The sequence below is a fragment of the Rhizobium johnstonii 3841 genome (assembly GCF_000009265.1).
In the GTDB taxonomy this organism is placed as follows: domain Bacteria; phylum Pseudomonadota; class Alphaproteobacteria; order Rhizobiales; family Rhizobiaceae; genus Rhizobium; species Rhizobium acaciae.
Window position 1 is genome coordinate 235002 of sequence record NC_008379.1, and the last position, 22356, is coordinate 257357.

General features: G+C 62.4%; 21 protein-coding genes. 1 reads left to right on the top strand and 20 read right to left on the bottom strand.

The features are described from left to right. Positions 1 to 28 precede the first annotated feature (28 nt). The gene (locus RL_RS26915; protein WP_041936776.1) at positions 29 to 1108 is read left to right on the top strand and encodes an ABC transporter ATP-binding protein; all 1080 of its coding nucleotides are present in this window, start codon (positions 29 to 31) and stop codon (positions 1106 to 1108) included. A gap of 144 nt (positions 1109 to 1252) precedes the next feature. On the opposite strand, the gene RL_RS26920 is transcribed toward RL_RS26915, so the two are convergent. The 20 genes from RL_RS26920 to RL_RS27015 all read right to left on the bottom strand — a co-directional run bounded on the left by RL_RS26920 (position 1253) and on the right by RL_RS27015 (position 22356). Then, on the bottom strand, positions 1253 to 2086 hold the full coding sequence (locus RL_RS26920) for an inositol monophosphatase family protein (protein WP_011649736.1): 834 nt from the start codon (positions 2084 to 2086) through the stop codon (positions 1253 to 1255). A gap of 104 nt (positions 2087 to 2190) precedes the next feature. Next, positions 2191 to 3084, bottom strand: a complete 894-nt coding sequence (locus RL_RS26925; protein ID WP_011649737.1) for a ribokinase — start codon at positions 3082 to 3084, stop codon at positions 2191 to 2193. Positions 3085 to 3108: 24 nt separating this feature from the next. Next, entirely contained in the window at positions 3109 to 3756 is a 648-nt protein-coding gene (locus tag RL_RS26930; RefSeq protein WP_011649738.1) for a TenA family protein, read from the bottom strand. Positions 3757 to 3758: 2 nt separating this feature from the next. Beyond that, complete coding sequence (locus RL_RS26935) at positions 3759 to 4601, bottom strand: BtpA/SgcQ family protein (protein WP_011649739.1); 843 nt, start codon at positions 4599 to 4601, stop codon at positions 3759 to 3761. A gap of 35 nt (positions 4602 to 4636) precedes the next feature. Then, entirely contained in the window at positions 4637 to 5410 is a 774-nt protein-coding gene (locus tag RL_RS26940) for a glutamine amidotransferase (protein ID WP_011649740.1), read from the bottom strand. 36 nt (positions 5411 to 5446) lie between these two features. Beyond that, positions 5447 to 6526: a phosphotriesterase family protein gene (locus RL_RS26945; RefSeq protein WP_011649741.1), complete on the bottom strand. Its 1080-nt coding sequence runs from the start codon at positions 6524 to 6526 to the stop codon at positions 5447 to 5449. 4 nt (positions 6527 to 6530) lie between these two features. Then, positions 6531 to 7535: an ABC transporter permease gene (locus RL_RS26950; protein ID WP_011649742.1), complete on the bottom strand. Its 1005-nt coding sequence runs from the start codon at positions 7533 to 7535 to the stop codon at positions 6531 to 6533. Next, positions 7532 to 8353, bottom strand: a complete 822-nt coding sequence (locus tag RL_RS26955; protein WP_011649743.1) for an ATP-binding cassette domain-containing protein — start codon at positions 8351 to 8353, stop codon at positions 7532 to 7534. Before RL_RS26955 ends, RL_RS26950 begins: the two co-directional genes overlap by 4 nt. Next, on the bottom strand, positions 8350 to 9303 hold the full coding sequence (locus RL_RS26960) for an ABC transporter substrate-binding protein (protein WP_011649744.1): 954 nt from the start codon (positions 9301 to 9303) through the stop codon (positions 8350 to 8352). Before RL_RS26960 ends, RL_RS26955 begins: the two co-directional genes overlap by 4 nt. Before the next feature lie 37 nt (positions 9304 to 9340). Continuing rightward, entirely contained in the window at positions 9341 to 10363 is a 1023-nt protein-coding gene (locus RL_RS26965) for a LacI family DNA-binding transcriptional regulator (protein WP_011649745.1), read from the bottom strand. Positions 10364 to 10496: 133 nt separating this feature from the next. Next, complete coding sequence (locus RL_RS26970) at positions 10497 to 11366, bottom strand: ABC transporter permease (RefSeq protein WP_011649746.1); 870 nt, start codon at positions 11364 to 11366, stop codon at positions 10497 to 10499. An 11-nt stretch (positions 11367 to 11377) separates the two neighbouring features. Then, positions 11378 to 12307, bottom strand: coding sequence for an ABC transporter permease (locus RL_RS26975; protein ID WP_011649747.1), 930 nt, complete (start codon positions 12305 to 12307; stop codon positions 11378 to 11380). 3 nt (positions 12308 to 12310) lie between these two features. Further along, positions 12311 to 13312 carry an ABC transporter ATP-binding protein gene (locus RL_RS26980; RefSeq protein WP_041936778.1) on the bottom strand — a complete coding sequence of 334 codons (1002 nt, stop codon included), beginning with the start codon at positions 13310 to 13312 and terminating at the stop codon, positions 12311 to 12313. Then, positions 13303 to 14310, bottom strand: a complete 1008-nt coding sequence (locus RL_RS26985; RefSeq protein ID WP_041936780.1) for an ABC transporter ATP-binding protein — start codon at positions 14308 to 14310, stop codon at positions 13303 to 13305. Before RL_RS26985 ends, RL_RS26980 begins: the two co-directional genes overlap by 10 nt. 186 nt (positions 14311 to 14496) lie before the next feature. Continuing rightward, positions 14497 to 16131: an ABC transporter substrate-binding protein gene (locus tag RL_RS26990; protein WP_011649750.1), complete on the bottom strand. Its 1635-nt coding sequence runs from the start codon at positions 16129 to 16131 to the stop codon at positions 14497 to 14499. A 33-nt stretch (positions 16132 to 16164) separates the two neighbouring features. Next, on the bottom strand, positions 16165 to 17709 hold the full coding sequence (pehA, locus tag RL_RS26995) for a phosphoric/sulfuric ester hydrolase PehA (RefSeq protein WP_011649751.1): 1545 nt from the start codon (positions 17707 to 17709) through the stop codon (positions 16165 to 16167). Positions 17710 to 18015: 306 nt separating this feature from the next. Beyond that, positions 18016 to 19086, bottom strand: a complete 1071-nt coding sequence (locus tag RL_RS27000; RefSeq protein WP_011649752.1) for an ABC transporter ATP-binding protein — start codon at positions 19084 to 19086, stop codon at positions 18016 to 18018. Next, a complete protein-coding gene (locus RL_RS27005; protein WP_003549270.1) occupies positions 19083 to 19910 on the bottom strand; it encodes a carbohydrate ABC transporter permease in 828 nt (275 codons plus the stop codon). The genes RL_RS27000 and RL_RS27005 overlap by 4 nt, the downstream gene beginning before the upstream one ends. Continuing rightward, a complete protein-coding gene (locus RL_RS27010; RefSeq protein WP_011649753.1) occupies positions 19907 to 20809 on the bottom strand; it encodes a carbohydrate ABC transporter permease in 903 nt (300 codons plus the stop codon). The genes RL_RS27005 and RL_RS27010 overlap by 4 nt, the downstream gene beginning before the upstream one ends. A 314-nt stretch (positions 20810 to 21123) precedes the next feature. Next, the gene (locus RL_RS27015; protein WP_011649754.1) at positions 21124 to 22356 is read right to left on the bottom strand and encodes an ABC transporter substrate-binding protein; all 1233 of its coding nucleotides are present in this window, start codon (positions 22354 to 22356) and stop codon (positions 21124 to 21126) included.

A 22356-nucleotide genomic window follows, 5' to 3' on the forward strand; every position in this document is an offset into this window, starting at 1 on the left:
GCGTACCAGTTCAAGGAAGGGTTTGAGAATGGCACATCTGGCGATCGAGGGCGTTTCGAAGCTGTTCGGGACCACCTTTGCCGTTCGCGACTTCTCGCTCGAAGTGGGCGACGGCGAGCTCGTATGCCTGCTCGGCCCATCCGGTTCCGGCAAGTCGACGCTTCTCAGGATGATCGGCGGCTTCGAGCACCCGACCGGCGGAACGATCCGCATCGACGCGAAGAATGTGACGACGCTGCCGCCCGAGCGACGGCCGACCGGCATGGTATTCCAGAGCCATGCGCTCTGGACGCACATGGATGTCTTCAACAACATCGCCTTCGGCCTGAAGCTCCGCCGGCTACCGAAAGTGGAGATCCGCCAGCGTGTCGAGGATGCTTTGGCCCTGGTCGGCCTCGCCGATTACGGGCGGCGGATGACGACGCAACTCTCTGGCGGCCAGCAGCAGCGCGTTGCGCTTGCCCGCTCGCTGGTGCTCGAGCCGAAGATCCTTCTGCTCGACGAGCCCTTCGCCAGCCTCGACCAGCATTTACGCGAAAGGCTGCGGGAGGAGGTGCGCGATATCCAGCAGCGCCTCGGCATCACCACGCTCTTCGTCACCCATGGCCAGGATGAGGCCTTAGCGCTCGCCGACCGCATCGTCGTCATGCGCGACGGGGGCACCGAACAGATCGCGCCGCCGAGCACCATCTACCGGCAGCCTCAGACCGCCTTCGTCGCCGGTTTCATCGGCTCGATGAATTTTGTCCAGAGCCGCACCAGGAACGGTGTCTGCGAGCATCCGCTGTTCCCGCTTGCGGTTCCCGTCGAGGATGGGCCGGTGACGCTGGCCGCCCGCCCGGAAGCGCTGACGATCCGTTCCTCGGGCCGGGTCGATGCTGCGACAGTCCATCGCATCGTCGATTTCGGCACCCACAAGATGGTCGATATCGATCTTGCCGACGGCACCCGCCTGAAGGCAATGGTGGCGCCGGACGATCGGATCCGGGCCGGGATGAGGGTCGAGCCGAGTTTCGCCGGCTTTTTCGTCTTCCGCGACAACGAGCTCGTCCATCAGTCGATGCCGGCAAAGGGCGACGTGGAGATCGAAGAGCTGCTGCGGGTTTAGAGCGGTTCAGCTTTTCATGGAAACGCAGAACCGCTCTAACCTTTTGTTTTGACGCAATTCCCGGCAAAACCGCTTCGCGCTTTGCCTGGGAAAACCGCTTCGCACTTTTCCTGGAATTGCTCTAGACGCTCGGAATGCGCCCGTTCACGCCTTACTCTGGAAGCCTTCCAGCAGCCAGGGATGCAGCGCCTTGCTGGCGGCCAGGATATCGCTCTTTCCGACAACCTTAGCGCCGGAAAAACGGGTGACGATGCCGCCCGCCTCTTCGACCATCAGCGCCGAGGCGCCGAAATCATGGATCGCGAGCCCGTCTTCGAAGAATCCGTCCAGGCGGCCGCAAGCGACGTAGGCGATCGACAGGGCTGCCGAGCCGAGGCGGCGCACACCCGCCGTATTCGCCATCAGGCGTTTGACGGCTTCGAAATAGGTCTCTTCCGCAACCGCCGTGACCTGGCCGGGGATCGGCAGACCGGCGCCGACAAGTACGTTCTCAATGTCGCCGACATCGGCGCAGCGGATACGCTCGCCGTTCAGATAGGCGCCGCCACCGATCTCGGCGCTGAACAGCTCGTCCTGCATGGCATCATAGACGACGCCCATGACGAGCCTGCCGCTTTCGACGATCGAGATCGTCATGCCGAAATGCGGAATGCCCCAGGCGTAATTGGTCGTGCCGTCGATCGGGTCGATGTAGATAACAGGCGTTTCCGGACCCGCCGTGCGGTTGCCGACGGCTTCCTCGCCCTGGATGGCATAGTCCGGGAAGGCCTTCGTCATCTCGTCGACGATGATCCGCTCGACGGCGACATCGATTTCGGTCTGATAATCGCGCGGCGCCTTGGCGAGCATTTCCTGGGACGCGCGCCGCCGCAGGGAGCCGCGGGCAGTTTCGCCCGCCTTCAATACCGTTTCGGCAAGCACGACGAGGCGGGACGATGCGGTCGGGGAAAGACGCGCGGAAATCGGGGAAGATGTCATGAGAAAAGTCCGGATGCTGCTGATATGACGGGGTGAATCGCGAGGAGCCCATCCCTTCGCAGAGGCCGATGATGGTTTTATGAAGCGCGCCCATGCCTAGCGGATTATCTGAGGATCGCTTCAAGCTCGGAAATGGTCGGAAATGCCTTTCTTGTTCCATGTCTTGAGACGGTGATGGCTGCGGCTGCAACTGCGTGTTCGATGGCTAGCCTGTCCAGGCGCTGCCCACGCAGCGCGCAGGATGCAAGTGCTGCGGCCATGAAGGTATCGCCTGCGCCCGTTGTATCCACAACCTCACAGACCTGGGCGGGCACTTCGATGCTATCGTGCCGGTTCACCAGCGTCGCGCCGTCGCCGCCCAGCGTCAGCACGATTTCACGCAGGCCTCGGCTCAGCAGATATTCGGCAGCATCCCTGCCCGTCGTTCCCGTCAGGGCCTGCGCCTCGCCCTTGTTCAGGAAGGCGATGTCGATCAGATCCCAGAGATCGGAGAAATAGGAGCGCACCGGCGAGGGATTGAAAGCGGTGACCATGCCGATCGCTCTCGCATGCTCGAGAATGTCGCGGGTCGTCCGGTCGGAGAGGTTGCCTTGTAGTATCATCAGATCGCCGGAACCGGCCGTCGACAGGATCCGCCTGACATCGGACAGGGAGAGGCTCTGCGCCGATTCCGTCGTCGTGACGATGGCATTCTCGCCGCCTGGCAGCCGGAAGATGATCGAGACGTCGCTCGATGCATCTTCCATTTCGATCAGCTCGCTCCGAAGCGGCTCGTCCGCGAGGTAATGGCGTATCGTATCGGCCCTCGCATCCTTGCCGACAGGCGCCACCAGCGTTGTCGAAACGCCGCAGCGGGCCATGACGACCGCCTGGTTCGTGCCCTTGCCACCGAGATCGCTGCCCCCGGCATTGCCGAGGATGGAGGCGCCGGTGACGGGAAGTTCGGAAACCGCGATGGTTTCGTCAATGGCGACATTGCCGACTATGTAGGCGCGCATGCATCCGCTTTCACAAGGCTGAAGCTAAAGGTAAGGCGCATCATGAAAATCGATCTCGAGCTGCATCGCCCGGCCGAAGATCGCGCTCAGCCGCGCCTTTTCATTCTCTTCCAGCGTTTCTCCTGCGATGTCGAGTTCATTCTTCAGCCATTGCGCCTGGGCGGCGAAATTCGGATCGACATGCAGGTCGACCCATTCCTTCAAGAGCGGATCGCTGATTGGACGAGTTGCCGCTTCCTTCGACCAGGTCCAGTACATCCATTCGGCCGCAAACATCGCCGCAACCGTGTCGAGGAAGCCGCCCTGGCGGGCGATCTCCAACATGCCGGCGCGAAAGGCCTCGACCTCGGCGATGCCGGTGTCGAAGGACGAGGGATCGATGCCGCGGCTGGCAAAGGTCCGCTCGAAATAGGCGATCTGCTCGTTGGCAAGCGCATCGAGAACCGCGATCAGCCAGCGCTTCTGCGCCATCGTCCCGGCGGTCGCCGCCGCATAGGCGAAGATCGAGATGGCGCTGTCGACGAAGGCGCCTTCATAGACGAGATAACGTTCGAAAGCCGCCTTGCTCAGCCTGTCGTTCTTGACGTCCTCGACGAAGCGGTGACTCAGCATCGTCCGGAAGACGGCGTCGTTCTCGCGCAGGATGCGGTCTGAAAGGCTTTCTGCCGCCATGCTCAGCCCTCCAGTCCCGGTTCGGCCGCCGCCCGGAAGGCGCGCACCCGCTCTATGTCGACCGGGTTCCACCAGACGCCGCCATGCTTCAACGAAGAGGCGACGATGACGCCGTTGGTGCGAGCGAGAATATCGACGATATTGTCCTTGTTGACGCCGGAGCCGACGAGCAGCGGCAGGTGTGTCGCCGCACCGATCTCCTCGATTTCCTCCATCGTTGCCGAATTGCCGGTTCGCTGGCCAGTGGCGATGACGCCATCGGCATCGAAGAAGGCGAGGTCGCGGGTCAGCTCCTGGATCGAGCGGTCGGCGACGATGGCGTGGCTGCCATGCTTGACGTGGCTGTCGGCAAAGACCTTGATGTGCTCGGCTCTCAGCAGCGAGCGGTAGCGCATGGCTTCGGCGGCCCTGCCCTCCATGAAGCCTTCATTGGCGACATAGGCATTGGCCCATTGATTGACGCGGATGAATTTGGCGCCACCGGCCATGGCAATGGCGAAGGCTGGAATCGGCGCGTTGGCCAGCACGTTGACGCCAAGCGGAATGCCGGCGGCGCGCGCGATCCGGTCGGTGACGACGGACATGAAACCCGTCGTCTCGGGGCCGATATCCTCGGGCTTGGAAAACGGCACGTCGCCGTGATTTTCGATGATCAGCCCATGCAGGCCGCCTTCCACGCAGGCTTCGGCGTCGCGCATGCATGCGTCGTAAATCGCATCCATCGCAGTCCCCCGGTAGCGCGGCGCGCCCGGAAAGGCCGGGCAATGGATCATGCCGATCAGAACCTTGTCCCTGCCGAAGATATCCCTGATGGCGTTGGACGGCCTGTCCGAAATTTCCTGCATGTCATTCCCTTTCCAATTCCGGCCGCGCGCTGAAATCACGCCTGCTTTTCGGTGAGCCAGCCGAGGATGTTCTTCCAGAGCCGGCCGTAGCCTTCCCATTCGCAGAAAGCGGGCGAGAGCCAGTGCGGGCCGATATCCGACGTCCAAGCTGCCGTCCGCCCAGTGCCGTGCGTGCCGACGACGAGCAGCGGAAGGCCGCCCTGATCCTCCGGCAGGCGCGCGACGATCTCGACATCGGCACGGTCTCGCACTTCGACCTCGTTGACGCCGAGAAGCACCGGCCAGGCGCCTTCGAGACCCTGCATCGTCGGATGCTCCGGCTTCACGACCTCAGCAACGGTGCCCTCGGGAATTTCGACGCGGTCGTCATAAGGCAGGCAGGTGACGGGCAGCGTGTCTTCGACGGGGGTGCGCCGCCAGCGAGCCTTGCCGTCGATGCCCTGGAAGGAGAAGTAGCCGCCGACCATCAGCAGGCCGCCGCCCTTTTCCACCCAGGCCTTCAGGAGCTTCAGCCGGTTCGGCACGGTGCGCGAATGCAGCCACACATCTGGGGGCAGCAGCAGCGAGTTGGCGCCGATATCGGAGAGAATGATGGCGTCATAGGCGTCGAGCCCTGTCATATCGAAGGGGAATTTCTCCACTGCCTCGTGCGCCGGCATATAGGTGAGTTCGAAGGCGCTGCCGGCGAGCGCCTTGACCAGCGGTTCGGCGCCGAGATGGAAGGTGACGCTGCCGAACTGGTCGAAGCCTTTGTAATGCGTAGCCGAGCTGACCCAGCTCTCGCCGACAAGGAGGATTTTTTTGGTCATGGTCTAGTTTACCTGTGATCGATTGAATTGATGGAGCTACGCTCCGGCATGAAAGACGCGGCGCGGATTGCTGCGCATCATCTCGTCGAGAATCGTCCTATCGAGGCCGTGCCGCTCCAGACGGGGAAGAAAATGGCGAAGGATATAGGCGTAGCCGTTGCCGCCGTAGTGCGTCAGCATCATCTTCAGAAAGACGTCGTGTGACAGCAAAATCCGGCCGAGATGACCGGCCTCGACGAGACGAACGATCGCGCGCGCGGCCTCCTCGTCGCTCGGGCACTGCACCTGCTGGTCGGCATAGAAGAAATCCATGCCGATCATGTCGTATTCGATGAAAGCGCCGCGCGCCGCCAACTCGCTCTGATAGGCGATGTCGTCATGAGACGGGTTCATGTGGCAAAGCACGGTGTGGCGGAGATCCGCCCCCTCTTGCGCCACCACGTCGAGCACGCGGTGGCCGAGACGGAACCAGCCCGGCAGATGCACCATCAGCGGAAGTCCAGTCAGCACCTGCGCCCGGGCCGCACCGCGTAGCGACTTCTCCTCCTCGGCGGTGAAATCCGAGGAGACGCCGATTTCGCCGATCAGGCCGATCCTGACGCCGGTGCCGTCGACGCTCTCCCTCGCCTCGCGGACGATTTCGCCCGCGATATCATCAATGCTCATCGCGGTGACGCCTTCAGGATGCGAGGAGCCGAGATAATAACCCGCGCCCATCACGATGTTGAGGCCTGAGGCTTCGGAGATACGCCGGAGCGCCAGCGGATCGCGGCCGATGCCCTTGCAGGTCGGCTCGACTACGGTGCGACCGCCCGCCGTGGCGAAGTCCTTGAGCTCGGCCACCGCCAGATGTTCGTCGTCGAGGGTGATATTGTGCTTGTTGACGAAGGGGTCCTGCCGGAGTTCGCCAAGGATCTCCATGCAGACGAAACTTTCGGCGAGATATTGCCGCTCCGGCGTCTTCGGCGCATGCCACCAGCAGCGGCAGTCGTTGAGGATATGCTCGTGCATCAGCGTCACGCCGAGTGCATCCGCCGAAACGGGGCCGGTAACGGTCATCACCTTGCCGGAGCGGACATGCGCTTCGGACAGAGTCTCTATCGTCTGTTCGCTCATCGCCTCATCCTTTCCTGCCCAGCCGGAAATGGAAATTGGCCGTGAAGATGCGCGTGTTCAGCCAGATGGCGACGAGAATGATGGCGCCGGTGACGATCTGGGTGAAGAACGGCGATATGTGCATCAGGATCAGGCCATTGCCGATGACGGCGATGGTCAGCGTGCCCAATACGGTGCCGAGGATGGTGCCGCGCCCGCCCATCAGCGACGTTCCGCCGAGCACCACGGCGGCGATCACCTGCAGCTCGAAACCGACGGCGGCATTGGACGAGCCGGAGCCGAGGCGAGCGGCGATCAGCAGGCCGGCGACGGCGCAGGCGACGCCGGAGATGATATAGACCGAGGCGATGATCCATTTGGCGGGCATGCCGACACGCCGCGCCGCCTCTGCATTGGAGCCGACCGCCACGACCTGCCGGCCATATTTGGTCGCGGTGATGACGACATAACCGAGAATAGCGATGACGACGGCAATGACCGCGGGGATCGGGAAGCTGAGGATTTCGCCCCGGCCGAGCGCGAAGAAACCCGGCGCATCCTTGATCGGAATGGAATAGCCCTGGGTCAGATAGAGCGCCAGACCGCGCAGGATCGAGAGGCCGGCAAGTGTCACGATGAAGGCCGGGATGCCTTGATAGGCGGTAAACCAGCCCTGAACCAGCCCCATGAAGCCGCCGAGCACGAGCATACCGATGACCACCGACGGCCAGGGGACGCCCATCGCCATGACGATCGCAGCGACCGCATTGATGAGGGCGACCTGCGAGCCAACCGACAGATCGATGCCGCCGGTGATGATGACGAAGGTCATGGCGATGGCGACGATCAGGATGGGGGCGGCCTGGCGCACGATGTTCAGGATGTTGCCGAGCGTGAAGAAGGTTTCGCTGCCGATCGAGAAGAAGATCATGCAGGCGAGGAAGAAAATGGCGATCGACAGGACCTGTGCGTGTTCACCGAAGAAATCGGCGACGCGCGAGCCGTGGCCGCGTTCCGTATAAGCCGTCATTGCCTGGCTCCTTCACCGACGATCAGCCTGACGAGATCCTCGAGGTTGGTACTGCCGATCTGCCGTTCGGCCACCTTCGTGCCCTCGTACATCACGGCAATGCGGTCACAGACCCGGAAGAGATCCTGCAGCCGGTGGGTGATGAGGATCACCGAGACCCCGTTAGCCTTGACGCGGTTGATCAGGGCCAGAACCGCCTCGACCTCGGCCACGGCAAGTGCTGATGTCGGCTCGTCCATGATCAGCACCTTCGGCTTGAAGGAGGCGGCGCGCGCAATGGCGATCGCCTGGCGCTGCCCGCCGGAAAGCTGGGCGACCTTGCCGGTCAGTCTCGGTATGCGGATCTCAAGCGAATCCAGCATCTTGCGGGCTTCCGCCAGCATCGTCCTGGTGTCGAGAAACGGCCCGCGGCTGAGTTCGCGGCCGAGAAAGAGATTGCCGACGACATCGATATGATCGCAGAGGCTGAGATCCTGAAACACCATTTCGATGTTCCGCCCACGCGCATCCGCGGGGCCGGAGAAACGGACCTCCTCCCCCTCCATGGTGATCGTGCCGGCATCGGGAATATAGGTTCCCGAGATGATCTTGGTCAGCGTCGACTTGCCGGCGGCGTTATCGCCGACGAGGCCCAGGCATTCGCCGGGGAAGATGTCGAGATCGACGCCGCGCAGCGCCTGGTGCGAGCCGAAGGACTTGCGGATGCCGCGCAGTGAGATGCGCGGGTCGGATCGGGTGCTGCCGGATGTTCCGGTTCCGGAGGGTGCTGCCCCTCCGGAACCGGCGACAGCGATATCATGCTGTCCGTTGCCGATCATTTGAAGACGGCCCGGTACGGCTCGACATTCTCCTTGGTCACGATAGTGATCGGCACCGAGATCGTCTTGGTGACGGCCTCGCCGGCCGAGGCCTTCACTAGCGCGTCGACGGCGGCACCGCCCATTGCGGCCGGATCCTGCTGGACGACGGCGACGACGAAGCCGGCATCGATACCGGCAATGGCTTCAGCAGTCAGATCCCAGCCGAACACCTTGATTTTGTCCTGCTTGCCCTGGCTCTGGACGGCGGCGATCGCCCCCATCAGGGCCGGCTCGCCAGTGGCGTAGATCGCTGTCAGGTCAGGATTGGCGGTGATCAGGTTTTCAGCCGCCGCAAGGGCGTTGTCCTGGATATTCTGGCCGTCGACGACGCCGGCCATTTCAATGCCGTCGACGCCTTTCAGGGTCTTCTCGAAGCCGTCCTGGCGGATGTTCTGGATGAACGAGTTCAGCGCGCCGACGACGCCGAGCTTGGCTTTGCCGCCCATGTTCGCCTTGACGTAGTCGAGGAAGTATTTGCCCATGTCGGCGCCGGCCGCGGCATTGTCCACGCCGATCTGCGCCTTCTGCGGACCATCGGGCAGGATGGCGTCGATGGCGACGACAGGAATGCCGGCATCGGCCGCCTGCTTGACCGCCGGCATGATGCCGTTGACGTCGATCGCCACGACAGCAAGGCCGGAGACCTTTTCCTGGACATAGGTTTCGATCGCGCTGTTCTGCGCCGTCGTCTCGTTGTTGGCGTTGAAGATCACCAGCTTGACGCCGGCGGCATCGGCCGCCTTCTGGGCGCCCTCATTCATCTGGTTGAAGAAAAGCGCCTGCTGGTTGATCTGCACTAGTGCGACGGTCTTCTTTTCCTGCGCCTGAGCGCCGGTGAGGCCGATGAAGGTCAATGCCGTAAATCCGGCGGCTGCGATCATCGTTCGTCTTGTCAAATTCAGTGTCATGTTCTCATCCTCTTTTGGTTTTTGACGTTGCTGATTATTATTTCGCAGGCGGCGCAACGGAGTTCCGCACCACGATTTCGACAGGCAGGAGTTCTTCCGAGGCGGATGGTTTCCACTCGTGCCAATTGGTTTCCAGAAGCAGTTCCAGCGACCGCCTTCCGATCTGGCGCACCGGCTGGCGGATGGCCGTCAGCGGCGGCGCAAAGAGATGAAGCGGACCGACATCGTCGAAGCCGATGACCGAGATGTCGCCTGGGATCGAGACGCCTCGGCTTCTGAAGACCTCGACCAGCCCGATGGCGATCTCGTCGGAGCTGGCGAAAATCGCCGTCGCTTTTCGGTCTCCGGAGAGGTAGTCGAGTGCCGCCGCACGGCCGTATTCGATCGTATATTCGCCGGCATAACGATCGGCCCGGGCCTCACCGCCATGCCGCTCCCTCAGCGCTTTCAACAGGCCGTCATAACGCCTGCGGGCGCTGATCATGCGCTCGTCGCCGCCGATGAAGAGAACGTGGCGATGGCCCTGCTCGGCCAGATGTCGGCCGGCGAGATGACCGCCCTGCTCGTTGTCGCAGAACAGCTTCGGCGCCTTTGAATCGGGAATGTCCTCGTCGACGATGATGACCTTGCCGCTGCCGTTGATCAGCGCGGCAAGCGCGCCGTCGTCGGGGTGGTTGGTGACGAAGATCAGGCCGTCGACGTGATTGCGCTCGATCAGCTGCAGATATTCGATCTCGCGCCCCGGTCGGTTGAGCGTGGCGTGCAATGAGACCGCGAGCTTCTTTTCATCGGCCGCCTGCTCGACGGCGGCGACGAGCGTCGCGAAGAAGGGATTGGCGATATCGGGCACGACGAGGCCGATCGTGTCCGAACGCCCCCTGCTTAGCCGGCGTGCATGCGGGTTCGGCCGGTAGTTCAGTGTCTTGATCGCATCCTCGATGCGCTTCTTGGTCTGAAAGGGAAGATCGAGGCTGCCGTTGACGAAACGCGACACGGTGGTGACCGACACGCTGGCCGCGGCGGCAACATCCTTCAGACTTGGCGTCGTTCCCCTGGCCATTGACTGGGCCCATTGTAAAGCGGTTTAGTAAAGCGCTTTACAAGACAATATCGAATGATCGCCGTTGTCAACAGCGATGAACGCACGAGATCTGTTTTTCTTGCCAGCCGATCGAAACTCGACCGGCGGGCAGTCAGGCGATCGTCGGGTCGAGCTTGTCGCGCAGCCAGTCGCCGGTGATGCTGATCGACAGCGTCGTCAGCATGATGACGAAGGACGGCGCCAGCATGATCCAGGGCGCGCGGGTCAGATATTCGCGCCCGTAGCCGACCATGTTGCCGAGGCTGGTCATCGGCGGCTGCACGCCGAGGCCGAGGAAGGAAAGGCTGCTTTCCATCAGGATGATCTCAGGGAAAGTCAGCGTCATCGAGACGATCAGCGTCGAGGCGATGTTCGGCAGGATATGCTTGAGATAGACATGGGCCGGCTTGGCGCCGAGCTGCGTGACGGCGGCGGCATAACCCTGGCCACTGGCGGCGATGGCAAGGCCGCGGGCGATGCGTGCATAGCGTTCCCAGCCGTAGAAGCCCATCAGGCAGATGAGCAGCGGCAGCGAACTGCCGAAGAAGGCGAGCACGGCAAGTGCCATGATGAGGAAGGGCATGGCCGCCTGGAAATCGGCAAGCATGACGACGAGCTGCTCGACGACGCCACGAAAATAAGCGGCGAGAAAGCCGAGCGTCGTACCGACGAAGGCAGAGATCAGGGTTGCGCCGAAGGCGATCAGCAGCGAGATACGGATCGACACGATGAGGCGGGAGAGAACGTCGCGGCCGAGTTCGTCGGTTCCAAGCCAATGCGCGGCATTGCCGGGCAGTGACAGGCGGTTCTTCAGGTCGAAGGCCGTGATATTGTAGGGCCGGATCCAGTCGGCCGTCAGCGCGATCAGGATCACGACGGCGATCCAGGCGAAGCCGATGATCACGAAAACCGGCACGCCGCGCTTCTTCTTCGCGCGCACTTCGTAGATGACGGTCGCCGGTTGAGCAGAGATATTTGTCATGGTTCCGCTCCTTAATGCCTGGCCTGGTTGCTGCGCAGACGTGGGTCGAGATAGCCGTAGAGGATGTCGACGACGAAATTCGAAAACACCATGGTCGCCGCCACCAGCAGCAGGATGCACTGGACGACTGCGAGATCGCGGTTGGAGACGGCGACAACGAGAAGCCGGCCGACGCCCGGCCAGGAGAACAGCGATTCCACCACGACGGCACCGGCGATCAGAGTGCCGACCATGAAGCCGGCGATCGTCACGATCGGGATCGCCGCATTCGGCAGCGCATGGCCCCAGATGACGTTTCGCCAGGCAGTGCCTTTGGCGCTGGCCGTACGGATATAGGGCTGGCCAAGCACCTCGATCATCGCGCTTCGGGCAAAGCGGGCAAGAATGCCGGCACCGCCGATGCTCATGGTGATAATCGGCAGAATGGCATGCATCCAGCTGTCCTGGCCGCCCGACGGCAGTAGGCCGAGCGTGACGGAGAAGACCAGCACCAGCACGAGGCCAAGCACGAAGCTCGGCATGGTGAAACCGACCACCGCGCTCGCCATGACGGCGCGGTCGGTCGAGCTGTCGCGGTGGAGGGCGGCGTAGACGCCAGCCGGAATGCCGATCGCCAGCTTAAGGATGAGGGCCGGGATCGTCAGCTCCAGCGTTGCCGGAATGCGGTCGAGCACGAGCTGGATTGCCGATTGGCCGTCGCGCATCGAAATGCCGAGATCACCGCGGGCGATCGCGCCGAAGTAGCGCAGATACTGCACCCAGATCGGCTGATCGAGACCCCAGGCGGCTCGGAAGGCGCGGATCGCTTCCGGCGGCGCTTCCGGACCCATGATCGTCAGGGCCGGGTCGCCGGAAAGGCGCAGAACGACGAACGCGAAAGTCACCACCAGCACGATGGTCATCAGCGCGCGGAACGCCCTTATGAGGAAGAAACGGATCATGGCTCAGCTCTCCATGAGCGTTGACGCGGATGCGGACGTGACGAGGTGGCAGGCAGCTTTTCGACCCGCCTCGATGGTGACGAATTCAGGCGTCTCGACGCGGCAGCGCTCGACGGCATGGCCGCAGCGGGGATGAAAGGCGCAGCCGGCAGGCCGGGCAGCGGGGTTCGGCGGTTCTCCCTGCAGGATGATACGGTCGCGCAGCGCCGTGCCGGGAACCGGAACGCTGGAGACCAATGCTTGCGTATAGGGATGCAACGGGCTGCGGAAAATATCCTCCGAAGCGGCTTCCTCGACGATCCGGCCGAGATACATCACCGCGACGCGGTCGGCGATGTTGCGCACGACCTTCAGGTCATGGCTGATGAAGGCCATGGCGATGCCGCGCTTTTCCTGCAGGTCGCGCAACAGGTTGATCACCTGCGCCTGGATCGAGACGTCGAGAGCCGAGACCGGCTCGTCGCAGACCAGAAGCTCCGGACTGGTGGCGATGGCGCGTGCAATGACGACGCGCTGGCGCTGGCCGCCCGAAAGCTCGTGCGGATAACGCTCCGCCTGATCGCGGCGAAGACCGACGGCGACGAGCAGTTCATCGACACGTCCGCGCCGCTCCTCCTCGCTTCCGACGGCATGGATGGCAAGCGGTTCGCCGATCTGAGCGCCGATCGAAATGCGCCGGTCAAGGGCTGCCAGCGGATCCTGGAAGACGAGCTGCATGCGCGCCCTCAGGCTACGCCAGCGCGGCGTTCTGAGTGCCGGCATCGCCTCCCCGTCGAAGCGGACGCTGCCTTCGGTCGGAGCTTCGAGCCCGAGCAGCAGCCGGCCCATAGTCGATTTTCCTGAGCCGGATTCGCCGACGATGCCGAGCGTCGTCTTCGGCGCGACCGACAGCGAAACGCCGTCGACCGCCCGGACATGGCTCGGCTTTCCGAAGACGCCGCGGCGCATCGTATAGGTCTTGACGAGGTCGTTCGCTTCGATCAGCTGAGGTTCGCTCATGCCCATGCCACTCCCTGCTGTGCCTGCATGAGGTTCGGCTTCGATGCGGTGGCGCCGTCACTGAGCGGATGGAAGCAGGCGGTTGCACGGTCGTCGTCAACTGCGACGAGCGGCGGTACTTTGTTATGACAGAGTTCCGAGGCATGGCCGCAACGCGGCGCAAAGGCGCAGCCGCCGGGCATCCGGCCGGGCTGCGGCACGGTGCCGGGGATCGGTACCAGCCGGTCGCGGCCGGCATCGATACGCGGAATGGCATCGAATAGCCCGCGCGTATAGGGATGGTGCGGCGACCGGAACAACGATTCCGTCGGGCATTTCTCGACGATGTTGCCGGCATACATGACGCAGACGCGTTCGCAGATCTGCGACACCGCGCCGAGATCATGACTGATGAAGACGATCGCCATGCCAGTTTCCTCGCGGATCGAAATCAGCAGATCGAGGATCTGCGCCTGGATCGTCGCGTCCAGCGCCGTCGTCGGCTCATCAGCGATCAGCAGATCCGGATTGCCGGCAAGCGCCATGGCGATCATCAACCGCTGGTTCTGGCCACCGGAAAATTCATGCGGAAAATTGTCGAAACGGCGCACCGCGTCGGGAATGCCGACCATTTCCATCAGGCGGACGGCCTCGTTGCGGGCGGCCCTGCCGGTCAGGCCGCGGTGCAGTTCGACGGCTTCGGCGATCTGGCGCCCGGCGCGGATGACCGGGTTGAGCGAGCTCGACGGATCCTGGAAGATCATGGCGATGCGGCCGCCGCGAATGCTTTCGAGCTTCGTGCGCGACGCGCCGATCAGCTGATCGCTGCCGAGACGCACGCTGCCTGAGACGGAAGCCTTTCCAGGCAGGAGCCCGAGTGCCGCCAGCCAGGTGACCGACTTGCCGCAGCCGGATTCGCCGACGAGACCCACCGCCTCGCCCTTCTCGATCGCCAAATCGACGCCGTGCAGGACTTCGATACCGCTGAAAGCGACCTTCAAATTGGAAATTTCGACCAATGGCATTTCAGCCTCTCCTTCTTGCATTCCCGCCGGCCGCCAGATCCGAATGAGAGCATGATGCCGAAAACCGCTCACACTTTTCGCCATCATGCTCGTGCCTGTCGGGCCTGCCTGGTTTCCGGATAGCCGGTGCACCAAATGGCAGCGAGCCGGAGTTTCCCCCGGCTCGCTGATGTCGTCAGGTCTTGATCAGGACCAGTTGCCCTGGCGGAAGTCCATGGCGAAGGCCGATGCGGCCTTCCAATTGATCGACTTCGACTTGGCGGTGAAGACGGCGTTCTGGTGGAGAACGGTATAGGCGGGGTCTTCGCGCTCGCAGATCTGCAGCATGCGGGCGAAAGCGTCATGACGCTTGGCGCGATCGGTGCTGGTCTCGAGGAAGGTCGACAGCGTGTTCATTTCGGCGTTGGTCCATTCGCCGACCTGCTGCTGCTGGCCGTTCGGGCCGTGCTGGGCGACGATCGAGGAAACGGGATCGGGGAAGCTTGCGGAGTTCGACCAGTCGCGGACGGCGCGCGTCGGCGTCTTTTCGAGGATCTGCTGCCAGTTTTCCTTCATCTCGATCTGCACGTTGAGGCCGACCTGCGCCCACATTTCGACGAGGATCTGCGCCGTCGGGGTCTGGTTGGTATAGTAGTTGTTCAGCAGGCGATACGGGATCGGGTCGCCCTTGTAGTTGGCTTCCTTGAGGAGCTGGCGGGCGAGATCCGGATTGTATTCCGGCACGGTCCAATCCTTGACCAGCATGTCGCCATAGAAGTCCCACTGCAGGCCGGCCGGAACGCGGGTGCGGCCTGCCCAGAGCGAGTCCACGATCGCCTGGCGGTCGATGGCATGCGTGAAGGCGCGGCGAACCAGCGGGTTGCCGAGCTGGGCATGGGTCTTGTCGAACACAGTCAGACGGTGGTTGGTGATGATGCCGCCCTGGACTTCGAAGGCAGCGTTCTTTTCAATGCCTTCGATCTGGTCCGGCGGGATGTCGCTGGCGAGGTGATATTCGCCGGACAGCAGGCCGTTGACGCGCGAGGCGACTTCCGGAACTTCGACGAAGCGGATCTGCTTCACCGGAGGACGGCCGCCCCAATACTCGTCATGCGCTTCGTAGATCAGGTAGGTATCCGGCTTGAATTCGGCGACGCGGTAGGGACCGGTGGTGATCGGCGCGCGAGCCCAGTCGAGATAGCTCTTGGCTTCGTCCCAGCTGCGGCGGTTGGCGATGGCGCTGGCGGCAACGGAGATGCGGCCTTCCATCGTCACGTCAGGCGAACCGTTGACGAAGCGGACGGTGTATTTGTCGACGATTTCGATGCCGAGCAGGGCCGGCCAGATACGGCGGGCGACGGCCGGGATTTCGACCGGCAGTTCCTTGCTTTCGCGGCCGAGCGGGTTCTTTTCGGTGACGAAGATCGTCTTGCCGGTGCTCGGCTGCGTATCGCCGAACATCCGTTCCTTGCTGAAGGAGAAGGCGACGTCTTCGGCCGTCATCTCGTCGCCATTGTGAAATTTGACGCCCTGGCGCAGTTTCAGCTCGACGGTCTTGTCGTCGATACGGCGCCATTCGGTAGCGAGCGACGGAACGGCCGAGAGGTTGCCGAGCCAGTCGAGGCCGATCAGGCTTTCCCAGAGCGACGAATTGAAGATGCGCTGGCCGACATTCGACTGTTCGCGCAGCGTATCCAGCGTGTTCGAGTTCGAGATCTTCTGGACGGCGATGGTGATCGAAGGACGGTTGTCGTCCTGGGCGATGGAAAAGCGCGGCAGGATCAGCGAGCTGGCGACGCCGGTGGCAAGGCCGAGAGCACCGCGACGGGTGAAGCTAACCATGGGATATCTCCTTGGGTTCTCTGGTGGTTCGGATCAATGGCTGCGTTCGCTCAGGCCCTCGGGACCGGAGCGATAGTGGGTCAGGGTTCTGTCGGCATGTTTCAGGCGCCAGGAGAGCGCCTTCTGCGCATAGTCCCGCACGAGCGCGGCATAGGCCGGATCGTCGGCGAGATTGGTGAATTCGTTCGGATCGTGCCGCAGATCGAAGAACAGCGGCGGCAGCGCTGCGAAATGAACGTATTTGTATCGCTCGTCCTGGATGACGCAGAGGCTGCAATCATTCATGCCGAGGCCGAGGAAACTCTGCGGCTCGGAATAATAGACGTCGCGGAAGTCGTATTCGTAGTGCAATTCGGTGCGCCAATCCTGCGGTCGGCCCTCGCTCAGGAAGGGCAGCAGCGACAGGCCGTCACAGGCGTGCGGGATCTTTCCGCCGAGCCAGTCGAGTATGGTCGGCATGACGTCGATGCTCTCGGTGAAGCCGCTTTCGATCGCGCCGGCACGCGCATTTTCGCCGGCGTCCTTGATGACGAGCGGAATGCGGAAGCTCGGATCGTTGTAGCCGATCTTGCCGAGCAGGTGATGATCGCCGAGCTGCTCGCCGTGGTCGCTGGTGAAGATGATCAGCGTATCGTCCCACTGTCCGGTCTCGTCGAGATAGCTAAAGACCCGGCCAAGGCAATCGTCGACCTCGGTGATGAGGCCGCAATAGGTCGCGCGCATCTGGCGCAGTTCCGCTTCGTCGAGCGTTGCGCCCGACCCTTCGGCGCCCTGGAAGAAGGAGCCGCGGCGGATGCTGTCGACATAGAATTTCATCAGTGGATGTTGTGCAGCTTCGATATCCGGGTTGGCCGCGCGGATCGGCGCCGGCATGTCTTCCGGCCGGTACATGGCATGATAGGGAGCAGAGGCGACGAAGGGCGGATGCGGCCGATAATAACCGAGATGCAGGAAGAAGGGCTTGCCGTCACGGCCCTTGAGATAGGTCAGCGCCCGCTCGGTGAAGAAGGTCGAGTCCGAAAATTCTTTCGGGATGCGTGACGGACGGTCGGTGGCGCCGGCAACGGCATCCTCGCCCTCTGGCAGCCAGATATCAGGGCGATGCTCCGGCAGATCGAAGCCGTTCTGTGCCACCCAGCCGAAATAACCCTCCATATTGGGCTCGAAGGCGCCGACCGGATGGAAGCCATCCATCAGGTCGCCAAGCACCCTGAAGCGCGGATCGTTCGGCGAAGTGGTGCGCGGATCCGGCACCGTCGTCGTATAGCCGATCAGCGCCGGATCGTAGCCGACGCCGCGCAACGCCTTGCCGAGGTTGAGATGGCGTTGGTCGAGCGGCACCGTGTTCTGCACGGCACGATGGTTCATCAGGTAGAGGCCGGTGAGCAGGCTCGCACGGGCCGGGCCGCAGGGAACGCAGGTCGTCACGTGGTTCCTGAAGGTCACGCCCTCGCGACAGAGCCGGTCGAGATTGGGTGTCTTCAGGAAATCGATTTTCCCGTCGGCACGCAGAACGTGCGGAACGAAATCGGCTCGCCATTGGTCAACGACGATGAGTAGAACGTTTTTCTTTCGCATGGAGCCCCCACTTGTGCGGGGCTGTTTGAACCGCGATTATTGCAGCGCGATGACCACTTTTTCAAAGTTCCATGACATTGAACGGATCGTGGCTTTCTTCGCTTTTATTCCAGAAGCGTCATGAAATTGTAACATTCACGACACACTCATCGCCCGCGCCTGATCTGATCTGATCGCGGCACGCACCGTCAGTTTGCAGTTCTTTGAGACCCGGCGGCATGCTTCCCGCGGCAAGATCAAGGAGGCGGGCAACGTCTCCTACGATCAGACGACGGTTGCTCTGCCCGACCGGCTGCTCGACTGAGGTTATATCAGGTGATCCGTTAACGCGTCGAAGAGATGGACCTGGCCCGGATCGACCGACAGTCCGATCATGTCTCCAGTTTTGACCCTGTCGCGGCGCGTCTCGACGATCGTCAGCTCCGGCTGGGTGGCCGCGACGATGAAGGTCGAGGAGCCGGTCGATTCGACGAAGGCGATCGGCACATCGAAACTGCCATGCCCGGGCTCGACGACGCCGATATGTTCGGGCCGGATGCCAGCGATGAGCTTACGCCCGGGTTCGATGGCGCGTGATATCGCAAGCGTCCGTTTCACCGCGCCGAAATCCAGGATCAGGCTCTTTCCGTCTTCCGCGGCGATCGCGGGGATGAAATTCATGGCCGGCGAACCGATGAAGCCGGCAACGAACCGGTTCGCCGGCCGGTCGTAGAGATCAAGCGGCGCGCCCTGCTGTTCGATGATGCCGTCGCGCATGACAACCACATGGTCGGCCATCGTCATCGCTTCGACCTGGTCGTGCGTAACGTAGACGAAGGTGGCGTGCAGCCGGTCGTGCAGCGACCGGATTTCCTTGCGCATGTGGACGCGCAGCGCAGCATCGAGGTTGGACAGCGGCTCGTCGAACAGGAAGGCCTTGGGATGGCGGATGATGGCGCGGCTCATGGCGACGCGCTGGCGCTGACCGCCGGAAAGCTCGCGCGGATAGCGCTTCAGGAGATGGGAAAGACCTGTCGTCGCCGCCACGTCCTCGGCGGCCTTCTTGGCCTCGGCCTTGGCGATGCCGCGGATGCGCAGACTGTAGGTCAGGTTCTCCTCGACCGTCATATGCGGATAGAGCGCATAGGACTGGAACACCATGGCGACGTCGCGCTTGCGCGGCGGCACGCCGTTCATCAGCTCGCCGGCGATCCTGAGATCGCCCGACGAAATGCTTTCGAGGCCGGCAAGCGAGCGCAGCAGCGTGGACTTGCCGCAGCCCGACGGGCCGACGAGCGCAACGAAAGTGCCCTTGGCGATCGAGAGGTCGATATTCTTCAGGGCGTGGAAGGCGCCGTAGTATTTGTTGACGCCTCTGAGCTCGATCTGTGTGGTCATTTGAGGGCTCCAGAGGTGAGGCCGGATACGATGCGGCGCTGCAAGAGAACGAAGATGGCAAGGATCGGCGTCACATACATCGTGGCGTAGGCCATGATGTTGTTCCACTCGTTGGTGTTCGGCCCCATGAAGGAATTGAGACCGACGCTTGCCGGCTGAAGCTCGGCCGCCTGGATCATCGACTTTGAATAGACGAATTCGCCGAAGGCCTGCATGAAGATCAGGATGGCGCTGACCAGGATGCCGTTGCGGGCCAGCGGCAGCACGATGTTGAAGAAGGCGCCGACGCGCGAATTGCCGTCGACGAGCGCCGCCTCCTCCAGCTCCTGGGGAACGCTCATGAAGGTGGCGCGCACCAGGATGACGAAGAAAGGCATGCTCTTTGCCGCGACCGCGATGATGACGGCAAGGCGCGGAGTGGAAAGCAGGCCGATCTGCGAGAAGCCGACGAAGATCGGCGTGATCATCAGCGAGGCCGGCAGGACCTGCAGCATCAGGATCAGGAACAGGCCGATATCCACCCAGACGTTGCGGTACCTGGCAAGCACATAGGCGCAGCCGACGCCGAGCAGGGTGATCAGCGCCACGGAACCAAGAGCGATGACCAGTGAGTTCCAGAGGTAGCGGCCCATGTCGCGGCTTTCCCAGACCGCGGCATAGGTGCCCCATTGCGGCGAGGTCGGCCAGAAGCTCGGCGGCGTCGCGAACATCTCCGAGCCGCTTTTCAGCGCGGTGATGTACATCCAGTAGAGCGGGAACAGATAGATCGCCGCCATGACGATCGATATCGCGAGCATCAGCCGGTCGCGGTTCGTCGTATTCATCCGCGCACCTCGTGGCGTGTGGACCGGACATAGACGACGGACGCGAACATGACGAAGACGATCATGATGACGGAGATCGTCGCGCCCTTGGCGAAGTCGTATTGGCGGAAGGAGAGATCCCAGGCCCAGTATTGCGTGACGTTCGACGAATTGTTCGGCCCGCCCGATGTAATCGCGGCGAAAAGATCGAACTGCTGCAGCGTGAAGATCAGGCCGAGTGAGATGATGGCGCCGATGGTCGAGCGCATCATCGGCAGCGTGATCGTCCAGAAGCGCTGCCAGACATTGGCGCCGTCGAGTTCGGCCGCCTCAAAGAGATCGGCCGGGATGCCGGCAAGGCCGACGGACAGCAGGATCATGTTGAACGAGGTGCCGAGCCAGACATTGGCTATGATGACGGCATAGAGCGAATAATGCGGGTCCGAGCGCCAGAAGATGTTGCCGGAGATGATGCCGCTTTCCTTGAGAATGAAGTTCAGCACGCCGAAATCGCCGGAGAGAATCCAGTTCCAGATGGCGCCGACGACGAGGCCGGGCATCACCCAGGATACCAGGAACAGGCCGCGCATCCATGAGGCGCCGGGAAAATTGACCCAGAAGAACAGCGCCAGGCCGAAGCCGATCAGGAACTGGCCGGCGATGGAGCCAACGACGAAGATGACGGTGTTGTAGAGGATCGGCAGCGTTTCCGGCTGCGCGAAGAGGTCGGTATAATTCTTGAAGCCGACGAAGGGACGCGAGAAGGTCCCGAGGCTGAACATGTCGACCTCCTGGAAGCTCATCACGACGTTGTAGATCAGCGGCAGCCCCGCCATCAGGAACAGAAAACCGAGCGGGAAAGCGACCAGTACGATATCGAAACCGCGGCCGTCCCTGACGCTCATCAGGATCCTCTTCATGGGTCCTCCGATACTCCGAACGGGGCCGCCTGGCGCATGATGCGGAAGACGGCCCCTGCCGGGAGGAAATGGTTGGATGGCTGTTGAGCCATCGGTGGATACCCTTCTCCCCAGCGGGGAGAAGGTGGCGGCAGCCGGATGAGGGGGCGGCGAACTCGGCGTCTGCTGTTCTTCACTTGCGTTCAGAACATTCGTCGCTGTCGCTCCTCACCCCCTCATCTGCCCTTTGGGCATCTTCTCCCCGCTGGGGAGAAGAGAGAGCAAGAGGCCAACCCCGGCCCTGCGCTGTCGCTTCGGCTGCGCCGAACCGCTTCTCACCCAAGCACAGCCTTGATCTTATCCGCGGCCTGATCGAGCGCGTCCTTCGGGCTCATCTGGCCGGTCAGTGCTGCCTGAATAGCGTCCTGGATCGCCTTGGAGATCTTCGGCCATTGCGGATGCGGGCCGCGCGGCTTGGCGTATTTCAGCTGTTCGAGGAACACCTTGAGGGCGGCATCCTTCAGCGGCTGACCGGTTTCCGGGATCGAAATGTCGGAGCGAGCCGGAAGCTGGCCGAAATTCTTGAACATCTTGTCGTCCTGCGAGGCGAAAAATTCGAGCGCCTTGAAGGCTTCGGCCGGATGTTTGCTGGTGGCGAAGATCGCCCAGTTGAAGTCGCCCATGGCCGACGAGCGCTCAGCCCCTTCCTTCGGAACCGGAAGCAATGTGACGCCCCAGTCGAATTTCGCTTCCTGGCTCATGCGGTCGAGTTCCCAGGGACCCGAGATCGCCATTGCCGCATTGCCTGAGTTGAAGGTGCCGGTCGAATCCCACTGGCCGCGCGTCAGCGTGTCGGGGGAAGCGAGCTTCTCGTCCATGATCGTCTTCCAGACCTCGAGCGCCTTCACCGCGCCTTCGGCATTGATATTTTCATAGCTGCCGCCACCCATCTGAGCCCAGGGAAGGAACTGGAAGGTGCCTTCCTCATTGGCCTTGGCCGAGAAAGCGAGACCGTAGACGTTCTTGGCGGGGTCGGTCAGCTTGCGCGCATCTTCGACGAGTTCGTCCCAAGTCTGCGGCGGCTTGTTCGGATCGAGGCCCTTCGCCTTGAACATGTCCTTGTTGTAGTAGAGCGCGATCGTGTTCGTCGCCTTCGGCACGCCAAAATACTTGCCGTCCCACTCCACGGATTTCAGCGGTCCGGGGAAATAGTTTGCCGGCTTGATCACCGTCGACTTGGAGATCATGTCGGTGAGATCGAGGAAAGCGCCGCGCGACGAGAACAGCGCATGCTCCGGATTGTCGACGGCAATGATGTCGGGCGCTTGGCCGGTCGCAAAGGCGCGCATGGCCTCGGTGACGACGTCGTCGAACTGGATCAGCCGATACTCGATCTTGATGCCGTTGTTCTGGGCATTGAATTCCTTGACGAGGTTCGGCGCCGGCTGGATGTCCCTGTCCAGCGACCAGAGCGTCAGCGTGACGTCTTCGGCCCTGGCCGAAAGGCCGGTGAGCGAGATGCCTGCAAGCGCCAGAGCGCCCAGAATTGCATATTTGCGGATAGCCAT